The organism is Micromonospora fulviviridis (genome assembly GCF_014648395.1).
Taxonomy (GTDB): Bacteria; Actinomycetota; Actinomycetes; order Mycobacteriales; family Micromonosporaceae; genus Micromonospora; species Micromonospora fulviviridis.
The window spans coordinates 166,929-189,884 of sequence record NZ_BMRA01000006.1; the positions used below are offsets into that span (position 1 = coordinate 166,929).

Sequence of the window (22,956 nt, forward strand, 5' to 3'; positions counted from 1 at the left end):
CTTGGGGTCAGGGGATCGTCGTCGCGGCGGACGGTGGCGTCTGATCCTCGACGGGCACCGGTGGCGCGGCGACGACCGGTGGGCGGGGCAGGTCGGCGCCGCCGGTGGCGGCGGCGTAGACGATGGCATCTGGGCGCACGGCCAGCACGGTGGCACGGTGCCCGCGCATCCAGGGGATGAGCACGTCCTCGTCGTCCACGATCGTGCCGGCCGCGGGGGTGGAGCCTGCCGGCATGACCTGCAGGCACCGGATGCCGCCGGCCGCCCAGGCCGACCACGGCCGCGCCGAGCCGGTGTGCAACAGCGTCCACCGACCGGCGAGCACGTCGTCGAGACGGGCCCGGTCACCGCCGTCCGTCCGGACCCAGGGCTGTGGGAGCTGTTCGCCGACCGCCGGGTTTCCACCGTGCTGGTTCAGCAACCCCTGCCGGTAGCTGGTGTCCGGGAACCACCTGGCCTCCTGCATGTACGCGCGGACGGCAGGGATTCGCATGGCCGTCCGGAACGCGATGTTGCGCAGGGCCGTGAGCCCGGGACGCCGCTCGGTGATGATGCGCCCGAAGCGGACCGCCTGCGCGGTCATCTCCCGCACGTGTGGACTGCGCTCGACCTCGTAGCTGTCCAGCACGTCATCGGGTAGCTCGCCGCGCAGGACCGCGGCCAGCTTCCAGCACAGGTTGCCCGCGTCGCGTACGCCGGAGGACATGCCCTCGCCGATCCACGGCGGCATCGCGTGTGCGGCGTCGCCGGCGAGGAAGATCCGGCCGACGCGCCAGCGTTCGGCGAACCGGACGTGGTGGCGGTAGACGACCGCGCGGAGGAGTTCGACGTCGTCAGGCGTCCGGCCGTAGCGGCGCAGCAGCCGCCAGATGTAGTCGTGGCTGACCAGCGCCTGCTCGTCCTCGCCGGGCAGGACGGGAAACTCCCAGCGGTGGTGGCCGAGCGGGGTCGGGCAGTCCACGGCGGGCCGGGCGGGGTCACAGTGGAAGCGCAGGCGGTCGACGGTGTCCCAGTTCCGCTTGACCTTGGCGTCGATGACGACCCACCGGTCGTGGTAGGTGCGGCCGGCGAAGCCGACGCCCAGCCGGGTCCGGATTGGGCTGGAGCCGCCGTCGGCGGCGATCAGGTACGCCCCGCGCAGCGTCCGGAGCGTGTCGTCGGTCAGGTCCCGCGCGGTGACGGTGACACTGTCGCCATCCTGCTCGACGGCCTCGCAGTCGTGGCCGAGGAGGACGTCGACATTCGGGTAGCGGTCCACACCGTCGCGGAGGACCTGCTCCATGGCTGGCTGGTAGATGAACAGCTGCGGCGGGTGCCCGTTGCCCCGCGGGGCCGGGGCGAGGCTCAGGAACGACCGGCCGCGCGCGTCGACGAAGTCGATCGGCCGGCCGGCGAGCATGTCCTCCTTGAGCCGCTCCGCGAGGCCGGTCCACTGCCAGATCCGGATCGTCTCCTCGTCCGTGGAGATCGCCCGCGCGCGAGGGTAGATCGCGGCGTCGCGCTCCACCACGGCCACCCGTACACCCATGCCGCCGAGCAGATTGGCGGCGGTGACGCCGACCGGACCGTATCCGACGATGATCACGTCGTATTCGGGCAGTTCGGTGTTCACGCGGTGGCTCCGCTCAGCGCCGGAACGGTGATCTCCGTACGGCGTAGCGAGGCCGCGCCGTGGCGGAACTGGTGGAGCTTGTCGATGACGGTCCGGCCCTCGGGGGTGTGCCCCCAGATGCTGATCCCCTGGTGGGTGGTGGGTTCCCAGGTGGCCTCGTCCACGACGATCGGATTCCAGCCGACCTCCCACTCGAAGCCGGACGGCGTGCGGACGTAGTAGGAGAGCTCCTTGTCGTTGGTGTGCTGCCCGATGCCCAGGGCCATGGTGAAGCCGAGCTGCTTGAGACGCTGGTAGGAGGTGGTCATGTCGTCCAACGTGGCCGCCTGGATGTTGAGGTGCTGGATAGCGGTGCGGATCGGGTCGACGCGCAGGCCCTCGGTGTTGGCCACGGCGACGGAGTGGTGGCGGCCGTTGACCCGCAGGAACCGGATCCGGAAACGCACCGCGCTGATCGTCTCGACGATGAAGTCGCTGAGCCGCGCGTCGAGCAGGTTGTCGTAGTAGCGGTGGACGGCGTCCGGCTGCCGGGAGGTGATGGCGATGTGGCCCATGCCGGCGTCGCCGGTGACGAAGCCGCCGGCCTGCATGTGCAGCGGGGCGGTGGTGGTGACCGGAGTGGTGTACAGCTCCTGGACCAGGCCTTTCGGCCCGGGGAAGCGCACCAGCCGATGCACGCCGCGCAGCGCCGCCTCCTCGTCGTGGCCCTGCTCGACGGTGACGCCGCGGGCGGTGACGCGGCCGACGATGTCGTCGAACGCCTCGTGGTCGTTGACGTGCCAGCCGACCGTGGTCACATCCTCGGCGGGCCCACGTTGCAGCAGCAGGCGGCACTCGTGGTCGTCCAGCCGGAAGCGCATCCGGTCGCGGTCGAGCTCGTCGACGTGCAGGCCGACGCCGTCGGCGCCGAAGCGGCGCCAGTCACCGAACCGGGTGGTCTCGACGCACAGGTAGCCCAGGTGGACCTTGCCGAAGACGTTCATTCGGACTCCTCGGAGAGGAAGGCGGCGGTCAGGGAGTTGAACAGGTCCGGGCGTTCCCACTGCACCCAGTGGCCGGCCCCGGCGACCAGGTACAGGTCGCAGTGGGGCATCCGCTCGGCGAGGAGCAGCCCGCCGGACGGCCGGTTGACCTTGTCGTCGGCGCCCCACAGCACGAGCGTCGGCGTGGCGGCCCGGGACAGCCGCTTGTCGCGTAGCAGGTCCATCCGCAGCAGGGTGCGTAGCCCGGCGGGGCGCCGCAGCGGCGGGTTGGCGACCACCTCCGGGACGATGCTCGCCCGGTACCGCTCCTCGATCATCTCGGCGGGGACGGCCGCGCCGTCGTGGACCAGGTCGTCGCGGATGAACCGTTCGAGCTTGGCCCGGGTCGGGCCGTCGCCGCCGTAGTAGGCGAGCAGCCGCTTCAGGCCGGGAGTCGGCGGGCGTCGGGTCGTGCCGATCCCGCCCGGGCCCATGAGGACCAGGCGCCGGACCCGGTCGGGCCGGTCCAGTGTGAGCCGCAGCGCGGCGGCGCCACCGTAGGAGTTGCCGACCAGGTGGGCCCGGTCGATGCCGAGCGCGTCCAGCAGCCCACGGACGGCGCCGGCGAGGTCACCGAACGGGTCGGACTGGTCGATGTCCTTGCTGGACCGGCCGTAGCCGGGCAGGTCCGGCACGATCACGCGGAACCGCTGGGCGAGTGCGTCGACGTTACGGGCGTAGTTCGACATCCCGGAGGCCCCCGGCCCGCCGCCGTGCAGGAGCACCACTGCCTCACCGGCGCCCCGCTCGGTGACGGCGATCTGCCGCGCACCGACTGGCACCAGCCGCTGATCTGCGGTGACTTCCTCGACGCTCACTTGACCTCCCGCGACCCGGTGCTGTTAATGTAGTGATCGTTCCAGTTGTAGTGGCCGCTACGGTAAGCGGCGCTGTTGGGGACGTCAAGACATCAGCCGGAAACACAGGGAGCGAGTGATGACGGAATCTCGCGGCGGACGCAAGCGTCGGGCCAACGGCGAGGAGTCGCGCCGGCGCATCCTCGACGCCGCCGCAGAGATCGCCGGTGAGCGCGGCTACGAGGGCACCAGCATCGCGCTGGTCAGCGAGAAGTGCGGCCTGCCCGCCAGTTCGATCTACTGGCACTTCAAGAACAAGGACGACCTCATCGCCGCCGTCATCGAGCGCAGCTTCGACATCTGGGTCGACGTGCTCGCCCTCCCCGGCGACGACAGCGAGCCGATGCCGGAACGCCTCGCGGCGATGGCGGTGAAGGTCGCCAAGACCCTGCTGGACTCGCCCGACTTCCTCCGTCTCGGGCTCATGCTCACCCTCGAGCGTCGCCCGGAGGAGCCCAGCGCCCGCCGCATGTTCCTGCAGGTCCGGGAAACCGCCCGCGCGCGGCTCACCGCCGTGCTCGCCACGGTCGCCCCGGAGGCCGACCGGGACACGATCGAAATGATCACCACGTACGCCATCGCCGCCACCGACGGGCTGTTCATCGCCAAGGAACTCGGCGGCGAGAAGGTCGACCTCGTGCGGCTGTTCGAGATGCACGCGCGCGCTCTCTACGACAACCTCACCAGCCTGAGCGGCCCTCCGGCCCGGGAGACCCGATGACCACCGGCACCACCGATCCCGTCGCCGCCGCCTGCCGTCGGTTGCGCACCGCCGCGCGGACCCGCACGCCGTGTCCACCGGTCCGCGACCTCATCGGCCCCGACGACGAGACCCTGGCCTACGCCGTTCAGCGCCGGTTGACCCAGGCCGGGGTCCGGGACGGCAGGCGGCCGGTCGGGCGCAAGGTCGGCCTCACCGCTCCGGCCGTGCAACGCCAACTCGGCGTCGACCGGCCCGACTTCGGCATGCTCTTCGACGACATGGCCTGCGCAGAGTCCGGAAACATCAGCCTCGACCGGCTGCTGCAACCCCGCGCCGAGGCCGAGATCGCCTTCGTCCTCGCCGAGGACGTCACCGACCCGGGCGTCACCGCCGTCGCCGTGCGCCGGCGGGTCGCCTACGCGGTGGCCGCGTTGGAGATCGTGGACAGCCGCATCGCCGGCTGGGACATCAGCTTCGCCGACACCGTCGCCGACAACGGCTCCAGCGGGCTGTTCGTCCTCGGCGCCGACCACGTCCCCCTCGACGCCGTCGAGCCGGCGGCGGTGCGGATGACGATGTACGTCGACGGTGTGCCCGCCTCGACCGGCTCGGGCGCGGCGTGCCTCGGCGACCCGCTGGAGGCCCTCGCCTGGCTGGCGCGGACCGCCCTGGCCCACGGCGACCCGCTCCGCGCCGGCGACGTCGTGCTCTCCGGCGCACTGGGGCCGATGGTCGCGGTCGACCGGGCCATGTACGTCCGCGCCGACCTCACCGGCCTCGGCAGCGTCCAGGCCACCTTCACCACCCCCGAAACGAAAGGCGGCAGTTGATGTCGCGTACGAAGGTCGCCGTCATCGGATCCGGCAACATCGGCACGGACCTGATGATCAAAGTCCTGCGCCTGTCGCAGAACCTGGAAATGGCCGCGATGGTCGGCATCGACCCCGCCTCCGACGGCCTCGCCCGGGCCCGCCGTCTCGGCGTGCCCACCACCGCCGACGGCGTCGCCGGCCTCATCGCGATGCCCGACTTCACCGAGATCGCCGTGGTCTTCGACGCCACCTCGGCCAGGGCGCACCGCGCCAACGCCGCCGCCCTCGCCCCGTACGGCAAGCGGCTCGTCGACCTCACCCCGGCCGCGATCGGCCCGTACGTGGTGCCCGCCGTCAACCTCGACGCGCACCTGGACGCCGGCAACGTCAACATGGTCACCTGCGGGGGCCAGGCCACCATTCCCGTCGTCGCGGCCGTGTCCCGCGTGACGCCCGTGCCGTACGCCGAGATCGTCGCCTCCATCGCCTCCCGGTCGGCCGGCCCCGGCACCCGCGCCAACATCGACGAGTTCACCGAGACCACGGCCGCCGCCATCGAACAGGTCGGCGGCGCCCGGCGCGGCAAGGCCATCATCATCCTCAACCCCGCCGAGCCGCCGATGATCATGCGGGACACCGTGCAGTGCCTCATCGGCCCCGCCGACCATGACGCCGTCCGCGCCAGCATCGAGCAGATGATCACGGAGGTCGCCGCGTACGTCCCCGGCTACCGGCTCAAGCAGCCCGTGCAGTTCACCCCGCTGGCCCCGGACGAGCCGGTCCACACCCTGCTGCCGGACGACACGACAGCGGTCACCACCAGGGTGAGCGTCCTGCTCGAGGTGGAGGGTGCCGCCCACTACCTGCCGGCGTACGCCGGCAACCTCGACATCATGACCTCCGCGGCACTCCGGGTCGCCGAACGCCTCACCGCTGCCCAGGGAGCCCTCCGATGACCGCGACCACACCCGCCCGCCGGCTGTTCATCCAGGACGTCACCCTGCGCGACGGCATGCACGCCACCCGGCACCGGATCACCCCGGCCGACGTCACCCGGATCGTCACCGCCCTCGACGCCGCCGGCGTCGACGGCATCGAGGTCGCCCACGGCGACGGACTCGCGGGCGGCAGCCTCACCTACGGCCCCGGCAGCCACACGGACCGGCAGTGGATCGAAGCCGCCGCGGCCGCCGTCACCCGCGCCCGCCTCACCACCCTGCTCCTGCCCGGCATCGGCACCATCCACGACCTCAGACAGGCCCACGCCCTCGGCGTACGGTCGGTCCGGGTGGCCACCCACTGCACCGAGGCGGACATCGCCGCCCAGCACATCGCCACGGCCCGCGAGCTCGGCATGGACGTGTCGGGATTCCTCATGATGAGCCACCTCGCCGAGCCCGGGGAGCTCGCCGCCCAGGCCAAGCTCATGGAGTCCCACGGCGCCCACTGCGTCTACGTCACCGACTCCGGCGGGCGGCTCACCATGGACGGCGTCCGCGACCGGGTGCGGGCCTACCGGGACGTCCTCGACTCGGGCACGGAGATCGGCATCCACGCCCACGAGAACCTGTCCCTCTCCGTGGCCAACAGCGTCGTCGCCGTGGAGGAGGGCGCCACCCGCGTCGACGCGTCACTTGCCGGCCACGGCGCCGGGGCCGGCAACTGTCCGATCGAACCGTTCGTCGCCGTGGCCACCCTGCACGGCTGGCAACACGGCTGCGACCTGTTCGCCCTCCAGGACGCCGCCGACGACCTCGTCCGCCCGCTGCAGGACCGGCCCGTCCGCGTCGACCGGGAGACCCTCACCCTCGGCTACGCCGGCGTCTACTCCAGCTTCCTGCGCCACGCCGAAACCGCCGCACGACTCTACGGCCTCGACGCCCGGGACATCCTGCTGGAAGTCGGCCGGCGCAGACTCGTCGGCGGGCAGGAAGACATGATCCTGGACATCGCCCTCGACCTGAGCCGGAGCTGATCGTCCGATGAGGCGAAGGTCAACCAACAGGTACGAGCGCTAACGCCTCCCCGACGGCGCGGATGGCTCATGCTGCGCGGGGATCTCACCGCAGCGGGGCGGGTGGCTCAGCCTCCCGCCCGCGGGCGCGCCGCGTCCGCGGCGGAGATCCCGACCAGCACAGTCGTGACGCCGGCACCCGCCAGCGGGGGAGCCTGCCACGCGGCCGGGACCAGCAGGCCGAGGGCGAGGAGCCCGATCAGCCGTGACAGGGAGATCCGGCCGAAGACCTGCAGCTCGAAGGGAGCCCGCCCGAGCAGGAAGAGTGCCGGCCCGCCGAGGATCGCCACGAGCCAGTTCGGTTCCGGTCGCCCGGTGGGACCGTCGATGTACAGCTCGAAGCCGACGCCGGCGAGGACGACGCCGGAGACCATGACCAGATGACTCAGGGCGGCCGCCACGGACTGCCGGGTCGGATCCCGGGCGGCGGCGATGGCCAGCGGCAGGATCAGGCCGGCGCGGTAGAAGTAGATGCGCCACAGCTGCACGATGCCGACAAAGGCCAGCGCGAACCCCACCCCGTGGAAGAAGGTGAGGTCGCTGTCGGAGAACGCCCGGCCGGACACGAAGACGGCCTCACCCAGGCTGATCAGAAAGATCTGCTGCAACCGCTCGCCGAGGTGCGCGCCCGCGACCCGTTTGCCGGCCCAGTGCTGAAGCCCACCACGAACCCGGGGAACTCGATGGCCAGCGCGAGTGCCCACAGCCCACCCCGAAGCAGCCGGTCGTGCACCAACCCTCCAGCGATCCACGGAATGCTGCTGCCGGCGAGCGACAGGAGGCCCGGTAGTGCGTTCGCCTGCCTCGGCGATCCCAGATTTCCGGCCACGAGGCGGAGTATCCGTCGCGGCAGGCGATGAACCTGCCATCGCCGATGCCCCTCCGCGTGAGTAACTCGCCAGTAACGGCCCAGCCGTAGCCTGCCCCGACCAGGCCGGCTCCGTGCTTCCCCGGCCCCCTCCGGCGGCCTCCCGTGCAACGGACACCGGCCTGCCCCTGTCTCGGCGATCGAGGAGCTGTACAGCTGCCGTTGCCCCGTTCACCCCTGCGGCACGCGGCCACCGCCTGGTCAGCGGTTGCCGTCACCGTCGTCGGCGTCCTGATCCTTTCCTTGATCTCCGTCGGGGCGTCGCGACACCACCGATGAAGTCACGGGGGCACAGGTGGAGGTCAGCGGGCGGTTGCGGGCGGGAGGTGAGCCTCGAGGCCCGCGATGAGGGTCTGGACCGCCAACTCGAAACTGTCATTGGCCTCCGCGTCTGCGCGAGATGCAGCGGTCGATCCCGCCCGGCCCGGTGCGGGTCGCATGGCGGCGAGGCGACCGAGGGTTCCGTTGACCTCGGCGAGGAGGAAGCCGGAGAAGAGGCTGGCGAGGACCGCTCCGACGGGAGCGACGTCCGTGGCCGGCACGCCAGCGCTGTTGAGGATGCCGGTCAGGCCGGTCCAGAACGGGTCTTCCGGCTCGATGAAGTCCGGGCTGGCCAGGCTGTGCACGATGAGTTTGGGGTGCCGATGCGCCAGCGCCCGGAAGTCCTTTGCGAACCGGTACAGCTGTTCCTGCCAGGCCCCGCCGTCGACCCGCGGCTGGAACTGCGCGGCGACGAGGTTCTTGACGCCGCGTAGCAGCGCGGCCTTGTTCGGCACGTGGTGGTAGAGCGACATGGGGTTCACCCCCAGCGCCGCGGCCAGCTTCCGCATGCTCAGCGCACCGATCCCGTCGGCGTCGATCAGCCGGAGCGCCGCGGTGTAGATGCCGTTCTCGGTGAGACGTGCGTCTCCTCGGCCGCTTGCGGCCTGTCCGGTCGTAGCCATACACCGTATGGTAGCAGTCGCCATACAGTGTATGGCTGGCGTCCGGCACCCGGACCCATCGGCCGGTCACCGCCGGCAACCTCAGGAAGGAGTCGACGTGTCGAGCAACCTCACGACCATCCCCGCCCCGCGCGGCATTCCGATCGTCGGGAACTCGCTGCAGATCCCGTCCGACGGACCGGCGGCGTTCTTCGAGGAGACGGCCGGCCAGTTCCCCGAGGGCATCTACCGGCTCGCGCTGCCCGGCCGCGAGCTCGTCCTGGTATCGGACCCGGACCTGGTGGCGGAGCTGTGCGACGAGTCGCGCTTCTACAAGCCGATCGAGAAGCCGCACAGCGACGTGCGGGCGATCGCCGGGGACGGCCTGTTCACCGCGAGGGGGGACGAGCCGAACTGGGGCAAGGCGCACCGGATCCTCATGCCCGCGTTCAGCCAACGGTCGATGAAGGCGTACTTCCCCGAGATGCTCGAGGTCGCCGAGGCGCTGGTCGGCAAGTGGCGGCGCGACGAGGGCAAGGACCTCGACGTCGTCGCCGACATGACCCGGCTGACCCTCGACACGATCGGGATCACCGGCTTCGACTACCGGTTCGACTCCTTCGGCAGCGAGGAGGTGCACCCGTTCCTGCAGGCCCTGGCGGACTCTCTGCACGAGGCCATGGGGCGGCTGAAGCAGCCGCCCTTCGTCACCGCGATGCGGCGCCGGCAGAACCGGACGTTCGAGGAGAACGTCCGCGTCATGCACTCGCTCGTCGAGGACGTCATCCGCGAGCGCCGCGCGGGTGGGGGCGATGACCGCCGCGACCTGCTCAGCCTCATGCTCAACGCGGTCGACCCGGAGACCGGAGAGCCGCTGTCCGACGAGAACATCCGCAACAACGTGGTGACGTTCCTCATCGCCGGGCACGAGACCACCAGCGGTCTGCTCTCGTACGCCCTGTACCAGCTGCTGCGTAACCCGCACGTGCTGGCCCAGGCATACGCGGAGGTCGACCGGCTGCTGCCCGGTGACACGGTGCCCACCTACGAGGCGATCATGAAGCTGAACGTGATCCCGCGGGTTTTGGACGAAACCCTGCGCCTGTGGGGCCCCATCCCGGCGATCGCCCTGGCGCCGTACGAGGACACCGTGCTCGGTGGCCGGTACGCACTGCCGAAGGACCAGCAGGTCATGGTCGTGATCCCGGCGCTGCACAAGCACCCCAAGGCGTGGGACCGGCCGACGGAGTTCGACATCGACCGGTGGCTGCCGGAGAACATCGCCCAGCATCACCCGCACGCCTACAAGCCGTTCGGCAACGGCGAGCGGGCCTGCATCGGCCGGCAGTTCGCCCTCACCGAGGCCCGGCTCGCCCTGGCCCTGGTCCTGCAGAACTTCGCGATCGCCGACCCGAACGACTACCAGATCAAGGTCAAGGAGACGCTCACCCGCAAGCCGGACAACTTCCTGGTGCGGGTACGGCCCCGCCGGCCGTACGAGCGGTTCGACACCGAGGCGCGGGTGGCGCAGGAGCCGCAGGCGGCGGCGGTCGCGGTGAACGCCGTCGGAGTCACGCTGCGCGTCGCGTACGGCTCGAACCTGGGCGCGTCGGAGGATCTCGCGCGGCAGCTGGCCGGCCGGGCCGAGCAGTCCGGCTTCGACACCACCGTGCTTCCCCTGGACGAACTGGCCGACAACCCGCCGAGCGACGGGATCCTGGTCGTGGTCACGCCGAGCTACAACGGCAAGGCCCCCGACAACGCGCAGCGCTTCGACGCCCTCGCCGCCGCGGGCGGACTGACCGCGGGATCGATGTCGAACGTGCGGTTCGCGGTGCTCGGCAACGGCAACACGCACTGGATCACCTACCAGGCATTCCCCAAGCGGGTGGAGGCGGCGCTGCTGGCGGCCGGTGCCACCCCGATCGTGCCGCGCGGTGAGGTCGACGCGAACGGCGACTTTGACGGCATGGCGACCACGTGGATGAACGCACTGTGGACGGCGCTGGCCGAGGAGTACGGCGCGGACACCAGCGCCTCCACCGGGCCACGGCTGTCGCTGGAGGTCCTCACCGAGGCGCACGTGCGACCGGCAGTGGTCTCCGAGAAGGCGTACCCGATCACCGTCGTGGCCAGCGAGGAGCTGGTCGGCGACCCGACCGGGCTGTGGGACTTCAGCGTGGAGGCGCCCCGGCCGCAGGCGTTGTCGATCACCGTCGAGCTGCCCGACGGAGTCGGCTACGAGACCGGCAACCACCTGGCCGTCTTCGGAAAGAACGACCCGGAACTGGTGGCGCGGGCGCTGCGGTTGCTGCGGGTACCCCGCGACCAGGTGGTCCGGCTGCGTCGCGAGGACGCCAGCACCGGCACCCACCTGCCGATCGATGTGCCCGTGACCGCGGAGCTGCTGCTGACGGAGTTCGTCGAGCTGCAGGAGGTGGCCAGCCGCACGCACCTGCGGGCGCTGGCCGAGCACACCCAGTGCCCGTGGACCACCGGCCAGCTGCAGGGGTACCTCGACGACACCGACGAGGCGAGCCAGCGCTACCAGGATGAGATCCTCGCCAAGCGGGTCTCGGTCCTCACCCTGCTGGAGCGGTTCTCCGCCGTCGAGTTGCCGCTGGCCGCCTTCCTGGAGCTGGCCGGGCCGATCCGGCCCCGGTTCTACTCCATCTCCTCGGCGACGATGGTCGAGCCGAACCGGCCGCGACTGACCGTCGGCCTGCTGGAGGGTCCGGCACTGTCCGGCGACGGGGAGTACCGGGGCCTGGCCTCCCAGTACCTGGCCCGGCTGCGGCCCGGCGACGTGTTCTTCGGGTACGTCCGCGTCCCGTTCCCGCCGTTCCACCCGCCGGCCGACCCGGCCACGCCGATGATCCTCGTCGGTCCCGGCACCGGCTTCGCCCCGCTGCGCGGTTTCCTCGAGGAGCGCGCCGCCCAGCAGGCCAGCGGTGTCGAGGTCGGTCTGTCGAAGGTGTTCTACGGCTGCCGGCACCCGGAGCACGACTGGTTCTACCGCGACGAAATGCGGGCCTGGGAGCAGGCCGGCGTCGCCGAGGTGCACCTGGCGTTCTCCACCGTGCCCGGCCACCCGCACAAGTACGTCCAGGACGCCATCACCGCCGACGGCGACGCCATCTGGGACGCGATCGAAAACGGCGCCCACATCTACGTCTGCGGCGACGGCCGGCGGATGGCCCCGTCGGTACGCCAGGCGCTGGTCGGCATCTACCGCAGCCACACGGGCGGCAGTGCCGACGACGCCGAGAAGTGGCTCGACCAGCTCGACACCGACGGGCGCTACCAGCAGGACGTCTTCGCCTGATCACCGATGCCGGATGCGGCACGACAGCGCCGCATCCGGACACTACGCCCCGCGCGGTGGGGGCGACCGTGTGCACCGCGAGACAAGGAGAATGTCATGTCCACCATGCTTGCCGGCCGGCTCGACTACAAGACGGGCGAGTTCGCGATGGAGGAGGTACCCGTCCCGCACCCGGGACCGGGCCAGGTGAGGATCAAGGTCGCCGCGGCCGGCATCTGCCTCTCCGACGTCCACCTCATCGACGGGAGCCTGCGGCTGGAGACCGGCGTCGACAAGGTGACCCTGGGGCACGAGGTGGCCGGCGTCATCGATGCCGTCGGCTCGCAGGTACCCGCCGAATGGCAGGTCGGGCGGCGCGTGCTGCTGCAGGCCGGCCAGCCCTGCGGCGCCTGCCCGCCCTGCCTGCTGGGGCGGGTGGGCCAGTGCCGGCACCCGCTGACCCGCGGAGTCGACTACGACGGCGGCTGGGCCGAGTACGCGATCGCCGAGCACTTCACCCTCGTCGGCGTACCCGACGATCTCCCGCTGGAGCAGGCCGCGATCATTCCCGACGCGGTCTCCACCCCCTGGGGCGCCATCGTCGCCACCGCCGACGTGCGTCCCACCCAGGCCGTTGGCGTGTGGGGACTGGGCGGTCTGGGCGCCCATGCCGTGCAGTTGCTGCGTCTCGTCGGGGCCGCTCCGATCGTTGCGGTGGATCCGATCCCGGATGCCCGGGCGCGGGCCCTCGCCCTGGGCGCCGATTACGCCCTCGACCCCCGGGCCGCCGACTTCGACGAGCAGGTACGCCGGATCACCGACGGGCGCGGCCTCGACGTCGCCTTCGACCTGGCCGGTGCCCCGCCGGTCTGGACCCAGGCCCAGACCGTCCTCGCCAACGAGGGCCGGCTGGTCCTGGTCGGACTGGCACCCCAACCGCTGACCGTTCACCAGACCACCCTGTTCAGCTACCTGAAGCAGCAGATCCGTGGGCACTACGGCAGTCTTCCGGAGCACGTCGAGCAGCTCGTCTCCCTGGTGGGCCACCACCGCCTCGACCTCTCCGGGTCGATCAGCGATGTGCTCCCGCTGTCCGAGGCGCCCCGTGGTGTCGAACGGCTCGTGAAGAAGGAGGGCAGCCCGATTCGACTGATTCTCAAGCCCTGACAACCACTGCGGGTCGTGAGAATCTCGGCTCCCGCCCCGCGTTCAGCGCTGGCGTGCCGGCAGGCGAGGTGGGCCTGCCGGCAGGTCGGCCATATTGACCGGGCTGGTCCGGGTCGAAGCCACCGGACATGCACTACAAGGGGTTCGGTCGCGGCGTTCGTAAGCGGCTGGTGCGCCAGTGGAGTTCATATCCCGCCCTGCGGCTGTGAAGCGCGGGGCCTACAACCACAACCCGATCCGCATTTCGGGCAGACACACAGCTCGTTGGGCGGGCATTCCCGTCCACAGTTGGCTTCGGCAATGAGGCCCGCAGAGGGATTGAGCCGCCCCGGGTTCGGTAGCGACCCGGGGTCGGTAGCGGGCACGGCGGCGTTCGATGCTGTCGTGGCCGTGGATGCGCCAGCCTCCGCCGTCGCGTAGGCGTCCGAGCTTCTTGACGTCAACGTGGATCCGTCGGTGGATGCGCTGAACGGGGCGCTCGCCGCGTGCCTGTTCGATGCGCTGGTCCAGGGCCTCGAGCCCCCCGCGGGTAACCGTTTCGACTGCGCCAGGGTCACACCTGCCACCATGCACGGGACGAGATGGTCGTCGATACGACGTCGCACACCGAGGTGTCCATCGACGTTCATCCAACCGATCGAAGTGCGTAAGCTATGCACGGTCGGATCTGGGGAACCTACCGAGGAGGTTCCATGGATCGTCGAGCAATGTTGCGGGCCACGGTTGTCGGTGCGGGCGCGGTCGCCCTGCCGTTCACGGCGTGGTCGGCGGCGTACGGAGCCCCGGCGCAGAACGCAGCGGGGCCATATGGTGGGCTTCAGCCCGCCGACGTCAACGGCATCCAGTTGCCGGCCGGCTTCACCAGCTCGATCGTCGCGCGATCCCGTCAGACGGTGCCGGGGACGTCGTACACCTGGCACGACGCCCCGGACGGCGGCGCCGTGTTCCCGAACGGCACGGGCTGGATCTACGTGTCGAACTCCGAGGTGGCAGCCAGTGCGGGCGGCGGTGCCTCACGCCTCGTCTTCAACTCCAGCGGCGCCGTGGTCGGGGCGTCGCGGATCCTCTCCGGCACCAACAACAACTGCGCCGGCGGCAAGACGCCGTGGAACACCTGGCTCTCCTGCGAGGAAGTATCCCTGGGCCGGGTCTTCGAGACATACCCGCTCGGCGGGACCTCCGTGGCACGTCCCACGATGGGCCGGTTCAAGCACGAGGCGGCCGCGGCTGACCCGGTCCGCCGGGTCATCTACCTGACCGAGGACGAGACCGACGGCAAGTTCTACCGCTTCGTGCCGACCATCTGGGGCGACCTTTCCGCCGGAACCCTCCAGGTCTTCCGCGCCGGTTCGGCCACCTCCGGCACGTTCACCTGGGCCACGGTGCCCGACCCGGACGGCTCGCCCACCCCGACACGGCAGCAGGTGTCCGGCGCGAAGACGTTCAACGGTGGCGAGGGCTGCCACTACGCGGACGACACCGTCTGGTTCACCACCAAGGGCGACAACCGTGTGTGGCAGGTCAACCTGGCCGCCGGCACGTACGAGCTCGCCTACGACGACAACCTGGTCAGCCCTGGCGCCGCCCCGCTGACCGGGGTCGACAACATCACCGGGTCCACGGCCGGTGACCTGTACGTCGCCGAGGACGGCGGGAACATGGAGATCTGCATGATCACGCCGGACGACAAGATCTCCGTCTTCCTGCGGATCACCGGACAGAGCGGTTCGGAGATCACGGGGCCGGCGTTCACTCCGGCCGGGGACCGGCTGTACTTCTCATCGCAACGCGGCACGACCGGCTCGTCCTCCGGTGGCATCACCTACTGCGTCACCGGGCCGTTCCGCCGATGACCGGCTGCCAGCCGCGCAGACCGACACGGGGCCGCCCGGCGGCGGGCGGCCCCGGTCTTCACCGGCGTCCTTCGCCGACGCGCTCCACCCAGACGCGCCGGGGCGACGGCCTCCGTTCGTCCCTCCCGACGAACAAGCCTGGCGGGCGGAACGAGGGCCGTCCAAGGCCGGCGGTCACCGGGCCACAGGCCCGGCGAACTATCAACTGCATTCTCAGCCGTCGGATTCAGCGCCGGCATCACCTGCCGCCAACTCACCCGGGGCGACGGAGCGGTCCGGGACCACCGGTTGCGCCATGTCAGGTTGTTGTTGCACGGCGCAGATTCCGGATCGGCCGGATGAGCAGTAGCGCCGCGACTACAGCACCCGTGACGACCGTCGACACGAGTAGCAGGTCGCGCGGTGCGACGATGGTGGACGTCGGCCCGACCAGCGCTTGGCCCACCGCGATCCCGGAGACGGAGCCGGCGACCTCGTAGGCGGTGACGCGGTTGAGCACTGCCGGGGGCACGAGGGTCTGCACGCTGGTGGACCACATCACCGACCAGAAGGCCCAGGCCGAGCCGCCGACGACGTGCCCGGCAATCAGGACGGGCAGTGGCGGCTCCAGTGCGACTGACAGCGGGATGGCGGCGAACCCGATGAGCGCCACGGCACCACCGGCGAGGGGCCGGGACGGGCGGATCTGGATGGCGACGAGCCCGCCGATCACGGTACCGGTGCCGAGGCCCGCCATCGTCCAGCCGTACGCAGCTTCGCCGAGCCGCTCGCCGATCACCTGGGAGGCGAGGGGAATGTACGGGCCGAATACGAACAGCCCAAAGCAGACCCAGATCAGGATCACCGACCACATCCAGGTGCGAGAGCGAAACTCCACCCAACCGCGCCGCAGATCACGCAGGACGGTCGAGGGCTGCCGGCCCTCGGTGGGGGCCGCGTGTCGGATCAGCGCCAGGCACAGTCCGCTGAGCAGGAAAGTGGCAGCGTCGACGGCGTACACGGTCCCCGCGCCCGTGGCCGCCATCAGCAGTCCCGCGAGGACCGGCCCGCCGAGCTGAGTCACCGCGTCGGCGATCTTGAGCGTGCCGTTGGCCCGCTGCGGGTCCTTGGCGACCAATGGCACCATTCCGTTGACCCCGGGCTGGAACATCGCTGCCGCGGCACCTGATATCGCTGAGGCCACCAGCAGCAGCCACAGTGGCGGGGCACCGGTGAAGAAGGCCACGGCGAGCACGCCCTGAGTGACGGTACGGACAGCGTCCGCGCCGACCATCATGGCGCGGGCGCCGATCCGATCGGAGAAGACCCCGCCGAACACGATGAACAGCACGAAGGGCGCCGTCCAGACGGCAAGAACGTACCCGACGCCGGACACGCCGTACAGAGCGCCGACGGCGAGGGCCGCGGCGACCGGCATCATCGCGTCACCCAGCAGCGATACGACACGGGCGGCGAAGTACAGCGAGAAATCCCTGGTCCAGAGAGCGGCAGGGGCGGTCGCAGACGTTGTGCTATCGGCGATCGTGGTCATGCGATGAACTCCATGGTCAGCAATTCTGGTGCCGCCTAGGGGGCCACGCAGGCGCCGAGCACGACATCCTTGGGTACATTCGTGCCATGGTCCATCGGGTGGTCGCGCTGGTCGGTCCGACGCAAGAGATGTACCCCGTGACGTGCGCCTCCGCCGTCTTCGGCTACCACGGCCCCGACATCCCGCACCACTACGAGTTCCGGCTGTGCACCGAGCGACCCGGCTCGGTGCCAACCACGATGGGCGTGGACATCGCCGTTCCCAACGGCCTGGAAGCTCTCGACAACGCCGACACGGTCCTCATCGCAGGCTGGTGCCCCGGGCCGGGCTTTTCAACCGCGCTCGGCTCCGCCGTGCTGGCCGCGCACGCTCGCGGCGCCCGGATCGTCGGGATCGTCGGGGGCGTCTATGTGCCGGCGGCGTTAGGCCTGCTCGACGGGCGTCGCGCCGCCGTGCACTGGGAGTGCACGGGGGATCTGGCCTGGCGTTACCCATGCGTCAACGCCGACGGCTCCGTGCTCTACATCGACCACGGCGACGTGGCGACGGCCGGCGCCTCGGCAACCGCCTTGGACCTGTGCCTCAACCAGGTCCGACGAGAGTACGGCGCGGCCCTCGCCATGCGGATCGGGCGGCAGCTTGCGGCTGCGCCACCGCGAGAAGGCCGCCAGCGCCAGGGTCCCGCACCGGCGTCGGTCGGTACGGTCCCGGAATCCCTGGCCCCGCTCCTTGAGTGGGTCAACGCCAACCTCGACCGGCCGCTGACCCTGCACGACATGGCGGCCAGGTCGGGGATGTCGCCGCGTACCCTCAACCGGCACTTCCTTGAGCAACTCGGTATCCCGCCGGGCCGCTGGCTGCTCGATCTCCGTATCGCCTCGACCCGCGCCCTGCTGGAGGAAACCGACCTGCCAGTCGAAACTATCGCGACGCGCGTCGGGCTGTCCTCGGCGGTGAACCTGCGCCGTCGCTTCCGCAACGCCCTCGCCACCACGCCAGCCGCGTACCGTCGCGCGTTCCGCTCGTCGGCGGCCTAGCTGAGAGCAACCGGGGACAGCATGCGTTGGCAGCTGCCGTCGACCAGCGGTGCGAGCGTTACCGGACCGAATCCAACTCTCGCACATGGTCAGGGCGACGCGTACGACCAGACGAACGCTGCCAGCCGGCGGCATGGTGAGGCGGGCCGATCGCCATCGTGGCCGCTCGCCGCCGAGGTTGGGGCGATCGCTGCGGGGCCTGGTTGGTCACGTCGATGCTTTGCTGGCCGTTCTGAGCACGCTGCCTCGATTGCCGGGTCAGTCCCACCAGAAGCTCCAGCAGTTCAAGCCCATGTCTCGGCGTACTTTGGGAAGGTGTCGGCGTGGCTCTGCCAGATGTTGTCCGGACAGAACGCGAAATTTCGGCCGTCACCCGCAGGGCCAGGTCGACGGTGACCGGTGGCGCGGCGATGCTCAGGTGCAGGGTGTCGAAGCCCAACCCGACGACCGTGGCCCCGAACCGACGCTGCCAGTCGCGGACAACGGCGGCAAAGCGGGCGGTGTCGTTGTCATGGTTGAGCGGTCCGGTCCAGCCGATCGCTGTCAGCGCATGTGCGCCGTCGGTCGCGGGGACCAGCGCGAGGCGGGCCTGGCCGGTGGTGAGCATGTCAGCGTACTGGTCGGCGAAGCTCTCCACCGGACCTTGCTGGTCGGGGTCAGGTGTGAGCCCGGGCCAACATGCACCGATCGGATCGAGGTAGCCGAGGTCGTTGGCAGCTTCCTCGTCGAGGTCTTCTTCGGTGATCCCCTGCCACCAGTCGCCGAGGACCACGCCGCTGTCATGCTGCTCAACCGTGGTGATGCGGTCGTATTCGGCGTCGACGCCGAACGGTTCGTCGTCGCCCTCGACGTGCAGCGCGAGCAGCGGCCACAGTCCCGTCCGCTGATGCTGGGCCCGCCACCGGGACCAATCACCCGCCGCGGCAGGACGGGAGGAGAGCCAGTACACCGGCGTGGGGCCGTTGTATGGCTTCATCAACCGGCCCTCGGGGATGTCCGGCGGCAGCGCTTCGTACCACGTCATGGCCGACACCATAGGCACCGGCCACGACACGCTGTCCGACGTGGCGGACGACCTCCGCCGTACATACAAGACCTGGCTCATCGAAGACGGCATCCCCGAGAGCACCAAAGCCCGTGGCCCCAGCTCGAGCCGCCCCTCATCGGCATGGCCGTGCGCGGCCCCCAGGGACGGCTGGCCGCCGCTGCGCCCGAGCCGGCGCGTCGCCCACGTTCGGTCATGCAAGCTTGCCACCAGGAGCGCTTCAAGGGCCAACTCGTACCCGGACCCCGCGAATCCTTTTCGCCGTGGGCGCACTCTTATGGGGGTGACGTACGCATCGAGCCGGACGGGGGAGCGGGGCATGAGCGGTGCCGAGTGGGCCAGCGCGCAACTGGTCGCCGCCGCCCGGGACGGCCACGTCGAGTCGTTGACCGCGCTGGTCGCGAACACCCATCCGCACGTCCTGCGCTTCGCCCACACCCTGTGTGCGTCGCCGCAGGACGCCGAGGACGCGGCGCAGGAGGCACTGCTCATCCTGTTCCGCAAGGTCGGCACGCTGCGGTCGATCACCGCGCTGTCGTCGTGGATGTTTCGCATCGTGCGCAACGAGTGCCTGCGCCGGCTACGCCGGCAGGGGTGGGACGACCTCGATGGCGTCGGCGCGGTGGAATCGCCCGAGGACGAGGTCATCCGGCAGTTGGAGGCCGAGCGGGTGGCCCAGGCGATCGCCGCGCTGCCCGACCTCCAGCGCCGCGTACTCATCCTGCGTGACGTGCAGGGCTACCCGGGCCGCGCGGTCGCGGACAGCCTCGGGCTAAGTCTTGCCGCGATGAAATCCCAGCTGCACCGGGCCCGCGCGAACATCAAGGCCGCGCTGTAGCACTGAGCGCCTTCTCCTGCCCTCTTCCCCTGTCTCTTCCGGGAGTTCACCATGCTCGAAACCGGCATCACCGCGCCCGACCTGGACCTGGTCGACGCAACAGGCGCTCCCGTCCGGCTGCACGACCACTTGGACCGCTCGCACGTGCTGCTGTACTTCATGCGCGCCACCACCTGCCCGGTCTGCGTCCGGCACGTGCGCGACCTGGCCCGGCACGCCGACGAGTACACCGCCCTCGGCGCGCGGATCCTGGTGGTCGTACCGGAGGGGCTGCCGACCGCCCGCGCGTGGGCGGCCACGCAGCGGCTGCCGTTCCCGGTCGTGACCGGGGCGCACGGCAGCCCCCACGAGGCCGTCGGCCTACTGCGCACCGTGTTCGGAGCCGTGCAGCAGTCCGGCACGGTCCTGGTCGACCGGGCCGGACTCGTCCAGTACACGAAAGCGGCAACGATCCCGACGGCCGGCTACGACCGCGTGGCCGTGCTGCGCACACTCACCGCGCTGCGGTAGCGGCGGCACGTACGACATCCGCCGCTGAACGGTACTGGCGCGCACATCTGCCGCCGGTCGGGCGCCACTGTGGGCGAGCGAGTTGGCGTGACCCCCAGAGAAGACCGAAGTGGTCAGGGTTCGCTGCTTCCCGCCTGACTGGTGCCCGGCTATCGGCCTGGGCCTGCCGACGCTAATCACTAGCCGTGATGGGTCGGCCAGTCAGGCCGCGGCGCCGGGTCACGGGGTGACCGATGGCGCTCGGATGGGCTGGACCGGCTGGCCGCGGTCCGGAAGGGCGCTAGCGTGAACGGAAGCAGTCAGGTGGTGTCCAGATGACCTCGCTGGTGCAGGACGAACAGTAGCGCCATGGCCGGCACGACGAGCAGGAGCGCCGCGGCGGCGACGAGGGTGAGCGACGCCAGGGTGGCGTCGGGAGCGGCGGCTTCGTCGATGCGTAGGTGGGTGCCCAGCAGATACGGGTACTGCGCGACGCCCCAGCCGACCACCACCGCGCCGGCCGCGCTGACGGCGAGCGCCTGCAGCAACCGGGGCGCTGCCCGGTGCAGCAGTGCGATGCTGGCCAGTCCACATGCCGCGGAGACCAGCACCAGGGGTAGGCCGCGGCCCGTCAGCCCGGAGAACAGACGCCCGGCGTCGGCGTGCAGGATGGCGATGCCCGCCAGTGCCACGGCGCCGGTCGCCACGGTGGTGGCCTGGGCCCGGCGGCGGAACCAGCGTTCCAGGCCGGCGTCGGCGTAGGTACGGGCCTCGGCGGTGAGGAACACCGCGGCGACGAACGCGCACACCCCGACCGCGAGCACCCCGCCGAGCAGCGACGTCGGGTTGATCCAACTGGTCACGGGGTTGCCGTGTCCGCCGGCGGGCACCCGCCCGGAGGCGATTCCGCCGGCGACCGTGCCGAGGAAGAACGGCGTGATCACCGATGAGGTGGCGAACGCCGCCCCGGTCGCCCGCTGATGGTCGGTCTTCACCACCACCTTCCGGAAGGCGAACCCGCTGCCGCGGACCACGATGCCCAGCGCGGCGAGGCCCAGCGGGATGTAGAGCGTGGTCATGATCGCGGCGAACGCGGAAGGGAAGCCGGTCCAGAGCATCACCAGGCAGAAGATCAGCCACACGTGGTTGGCCTCCCACACCGGTGCCAGGGTGTGGTCGATCAGGTGCCGCGGGTCCCGCCCGCGCCGCGCACCACCGGCGGTGAGGTCCCAGAAGCCCGCACCGTAGTCCGCGCCGCCGAGCACGGCGTAGGTGGTGACGCCGATGAACAACACGACGGCGGCGAACGTACTCACGCCTGCCCTCCCGCAGGTGCGGACTCCGAGGACCGGGGCGGCCCGTAGGGCACGTCCGTCTCGGTCGCCCCGCCCTGGTCGCGCCAGCGGCGGCGCAGCAGCCGCAGGACGTACACGGTGGTGGCACCGACCGCGGCATACAGCGCGACGGTGGCGGCGAAGAACAGCCACAGGTTGCCGGACGTGGCGACCGCGTCCCGGGTGAGGAGGTGACCGACGACCGTCCACGGCTGACGGCCGACCTCGGTGACCACCCAGCCCGCCTCCAGCGCCACCACCGCGAGCACGCCACTGATCGTGGTCGCCCGCAGGAACCACCTGCTGCGCGGCAGGTCGCGGCGGCGCCACCAGGCCAGCGCGTACCAGGCGGAGAGGCCCAGCAGCGCCGTGCCGATGCCGACCATGACGTCGAAGCTCAGGTGGACGATCGCGACCAGGCGGTCCGGCGGTCGCACCTCGGCGGGGATGGCGTCCAGCCCCTGGATGCGGGTGGACGGCGAGTAGCCGGACAACAGCGACGCCCCCGAGGGAATCTTGATGCCGCCGTGCACCTTCCCGTTCGCGTAGTAGCCGCCCAGCACCTCCGGCACGTGGGTGCCAGTGGTCGGGACGGCCTCGATCGCGGCGAACTTCGCCGGTTCGTTCCGGTAGACCTCGCGCGCGGCGATGTCGCCGACGAAGATCTGCAGCGGGGTGGCCAGCGCCGCGACGGTCAGCGGTATCAGCAGGCCGAGCCGGTGGTACCGGTCGCGGCGGCCGCGCAGCATCCCGGCCGCGTACACGCCGGCGACGACGAACCCGGCGACCATGTACGCGGCCAGCAGCATGTGGATGGCCTCGAACCCGAATGCCCCGTTGAAGATCACCTCCAGCGGGCGGACCTCCACGATCTTGCCGTCCCGCATGGTGAATCCGCCCGGCTGGTTCATCCACGCGTTCGCCGCGACCACCGACAGCGTGCCGCCGATTCCGGAGAGCACCACCGGCACCCCGGTCCAGAAGTGTGGCCATGGGCGCATCCGCCGCCACCCGTAGACGTAGATGGCGACGAAGGTCGCCTCCAGGAAGAAGAACAGACCCTCGATCGCGAACGGGATGCCGAACGCCGCGCCGTAGGTGCCCATCAGTCGTGGCCAGAGCAGGCCGAGCTCGAACGACAGCATCGTGCCGGACACCGCGCCGACGGCGAACAGCACGGCCGCCACCTGTGACCAGCGCCGGGCCAGCAGCAGTGCGGTCTCGTCGTTCCGACGAATGCCCCGGGCGTTCGCGATCAGCATCAGGAAGGTGAAGGCCACCCCGAACGGCACCAGGATGATGTGGAAGCCGAGGGTGAAAGCCATCTGCTCCCGCGCCGGCAGCAGCTGCGCCGGATCGGCCGGCACCAGACTGGCGCCGACCGTTACCAGTGACAATCCGGGCACAGTCGGTGCTACCCGGTCAGGGCGGCCGGAAACGTACCGATCGGGTGAAGGATCAGGCAGAGTGCAGGGTAACGGGCGGCCACCCCTTCGCTGCCCCCACCCGAACAGCGGGCCGCGGGTGCGCGCAGCGGCACCGACGGC

19 protein-coding genes are annotated in these 22,956 nt (G+C 70.8%); 10 read left to right on the forward strand and 9 right to left on the reverse strand.

All coding sequences use genetic code 11. The features are described from left to right. Window positions 1-7: 7 nt before the first annotated feature. From mhpA to IEY96_RS17630, 3 genes are read right to left on the reverse strand one after another with little or no spacing between them, the layout of a single operon-like run. Window positions 8-1,612, reverse strand: coding sequence for a bifunctional 3-(3-hydroxy-phenyl)propionate/3-hydroxycinnamic acid hydroxylase MhpA (mhpA, locus tag IEY96_RS17620; RefSeq protein ID WP_229791655.1), 1,605 nt, complete (start codon window positions 1,610-1,612; stop codon window positions 8-10). Continuing rightward, the gene (locus tag IEY96_RS17625) at window positions 1,609-2,595 is read right to left on the reverse strand and encodes a VOC family protein (protein WP_189195889.1); all 987 of its coding nucleotides are present in this window, start codon (window positions 2,593-2,595) and stop codon (window positions 1,609-1,611) included. Before IEY96_RS17625 ends, mhpA begins: the two co-directional genes overlap by 4 nt. Beyond that, a complete protein-coding gene (locus IEY96_RS17630; protein WP_229791656.1) occupies window positions 2,592-3,452 on the reverse strand; it encodes an alpha/beta fold hydrolase in 861 nt (286 codons plus the stop codon). Before IEY96_RS17630 ends, IEY96_RS17625 begins: the two co-directional genes overlap by 4 nt. A gap of 118 nt (window positions 3,453-3,570) precedes the next feature. Here IEY96_RS17630 and IEY96_RS17635 point away from each other — a divergent pair, with 118 nt between their 5' ends. Genes IEY96_RS17635 through dmpG form a run of 4 tightly spaced genes read left to right on the forward strand, consistent with a single transcriptional unit; the run spans window position 3,571 to window position 6,981 of the window. Beyond that, a complete protein-coding gene (locus IEY96_RS17635; protein WP_189195890.1) occupies window positions 3,571-4,212 on the forward strand; it encodes a TetR/AcrR family transcriptional regulator in 642 nt (213 codons plus the stop codon). Beyond that, on the forward strand, window positions 4,209-5,024 hold the full coding sequence (locus tag IEY96_RS17640) for a 2-keto-4-pentenoate hydratase (protein WP_189195891.1): 816 nt from the start codon (window positions 4,209-4,211) through the stop codon (window positions 5,022-5,024). Before IEY96_RS17635 ends, IEY96_RS17640 begins: the two co-directional genes overlap by 4 nt. Further along, entirely contained in the window at window positions 5,024-5,962 is a 939-nt protein-coding gene (locus IEY96_RS17645) for an acetaldehyde dehydrogenase (acetylating) (protein ID WP_189195892.1), read from the forward strand. The genes IEY96_RS17640 and IEY96_RS17645 overlap by 1 nt, the downstream gene beginning before the upstream one ends. Further along, window positions 5,959-6,981, forward strand: a complete 1,023-nt coding sequence (dmpG, locus tag IEY96_RS17650; RefSeq protein ID WP_189195893.1) for a 4-hydroxy-2-oxovalerate aldolase — start codon at window positions 5,959-5,961, stop codon at window positions 6,979-6,981. Before IEY96_RS17645 ends, dmpG begins: the two co-directional genes overlap by 4 nt. A 107-nt stretch (window positions 6,982-7,088) precedes the next feature. On the opposite strand, the gene IEY96_RS17655 is transcribed toward dmpG, so the two are convergent. Further along, window positions 7,089-7,889, reverse strand: a complete 801-nt coding sequence (locus IEY96_RS17655; protein WP_268247153.1) for a low temperature requirement protein A — start codon at window positions 7,887-7,889, stop codon at window positions 7,089-7,091. 301 nt (window positions 7,890-8,190) lie between these two features. Beyond that, a complete protein-coding gene (locus IEY96_RS17660) occupies window positions 8,191-8,832 on the reverse strand; it encodes a TetR/AcrR family transcriptional regulator (protein ID WP_189195895.1) in 642 nt (213 codons plus the stop codon). A gap of 97 nt (window positions 8,833-8,929) precedes the next feature. Here IEY96_RS17660 and IEY96_RS17665 point away from each other — a divergent pair, with 97 nt between their 5' ends. The 3 genes from IEY96_RS17665 (at window position 8,930) to IEY96_RS17675 (ending at window position 15,135) form a co-directional block, all read left to right on the forward strand. Next, window positions 8,930-12,136, forward strand: a complete 3,207-nt coding sequence (locus tag IEY96_RS17665) for a bifunctional cytochrome P450/NADPH--P450 reductase (protein WP_229791658.1) — start codon at window positions 8,930-8,932, stop codon at window positions 12,134-12,136. 96 nt (window positions 12,137-12,232) lie between these two features. After that, window positions 12,233-13,282, forward strand: coding sequence for a zinc-binding dehydrogenase (locus tag IEY96_RS17670; protein WP_189195897.1), 1,050 nt, complete (start codon window positions 12,233-12,235; stop codon window positions 13,280-13,282). 692 nt (window positions 13,283-13,974) lie between these two features. After that, window positions 13,975-15,135, forward strand: a complete 1,161-nt coding sequence (locus IEY96_RS17675; RefSeq protein WP_189195898.1) for an alkaline phosphatase PhoX — start codon at window positions 13,975-13,977, stop codon at window positions 15,133-15,135. A 298-nt stretch (window positions 15,136-15,433) separates the two neighbouring features. Here the strand turns inward: IEY96_RS17675 and IEY96_RS17680 are convergent, their stop codons facing one another. Next, entirely contained in the window at window positions 15,434-16,666 is a 1,233-nt protein-coding gene (locus IEY96_RS17680) for an MFS transporter (protein WP_189195899.1), read from the reverse strand. 86 nt (window positions 16,667-16,752) lie between these two features. Here IEY96_RS17680 and IEY96_RS17685 point away from each other — a divergent pair, with 86 nt between their 5' ends. Next, window positions 16,753-17,703 (forward strand): GlxA family transcriptional regulator, encoded by a 951-nt coding sequence (locus IEY96_RS17685; RefSeq protein WP_189195900.1) that lies wholly within the window; start codon window positions 16,753-16,755, stop codon window positions 17,701-17,703. Between the two features lie 58 nt (window positions 17,704-17,761). Here IEY96_RS17685 and IEY96_RS17690 read toward each other — a convergent pair whose 3' ends face one another. After that, on the reverse strand, window positions 17,762-18,727 hold the full coding sequence (locus IEY96_RS17690; protein WP_189195901.1) for a DUF4253 domain-containing protein: 966 nt from the start codon (window positions 18,725-18,727) through the stop codon (window positions 17,762-17,764). A gap of 340 nt (window positions 18,728-19,067) precedes the next feature. Here IEY96_RS17690 and IEY96_RS17695 point away from each other — a divergent pair, with 340 nt between their 5' ends. Further along, complete coding sequence (locus tag IEY96_RS17695; protein ID WP_189195902.1) at window positions 19,068-19,586, forward strand: RNA polymerase sigma factor; 519 nt, start codon at window positions 19,068-19,070, stop codon at window positions 19,584-19,586. A gap of 51 nt (window positions 19,587-19,637) precedes the next feature. Further along, on the forward strand, window positions 19,638-20,096 hold the full coding sequence (locus IEY96_RS17700; protein WP_189195903.1) for a peroxiredoxin family protein: 459 nt from the start codon (window positions 19,638-19,640) through the stop codon (window positions 20,094-20,096). Between the two features lie 299 nt (window positions 20,097-20,395). Here IEY96_RS17700 and IEY96_RS17705 read toward each other — a convergent pair whose 3' ends face one another. Both IEY96_RS17705 and IEY96_RS17710 read right to left on the reverse strand, forming a co-directional pair. Continuing rightward, window positions 20,396-21,391 carry a cytochrome d ubiquinol oxidase subunit II gene (locus tag IEY96_RS17705; protein ID WP_189195904.1) on the reverse strand — a complete coding sequence of 332 codons (996 nt, stop codon included), beginning with the start codon at window positions 21,389-21,391 and terminating at the stop codon, window positions 20,396-20,398. Further along, window positions 21,388-22,806, reverse strand: coding sequence for a cytochrome ubiquinol oxidase subunit I (locus IEY96_RS17710; protein ID WP_229791659.1), 1,419 nt, complete (start codon window positions 22,804-22,806; stop codon window positions 21,388-21,390). The genes IEY96_RS17705 and IEY96_RS17710 overlap by 4 nt, the downstream gene beginning before the upstream one ends. Window positions 22,807-22,956 lie beyond the last annotated feature (150 nt).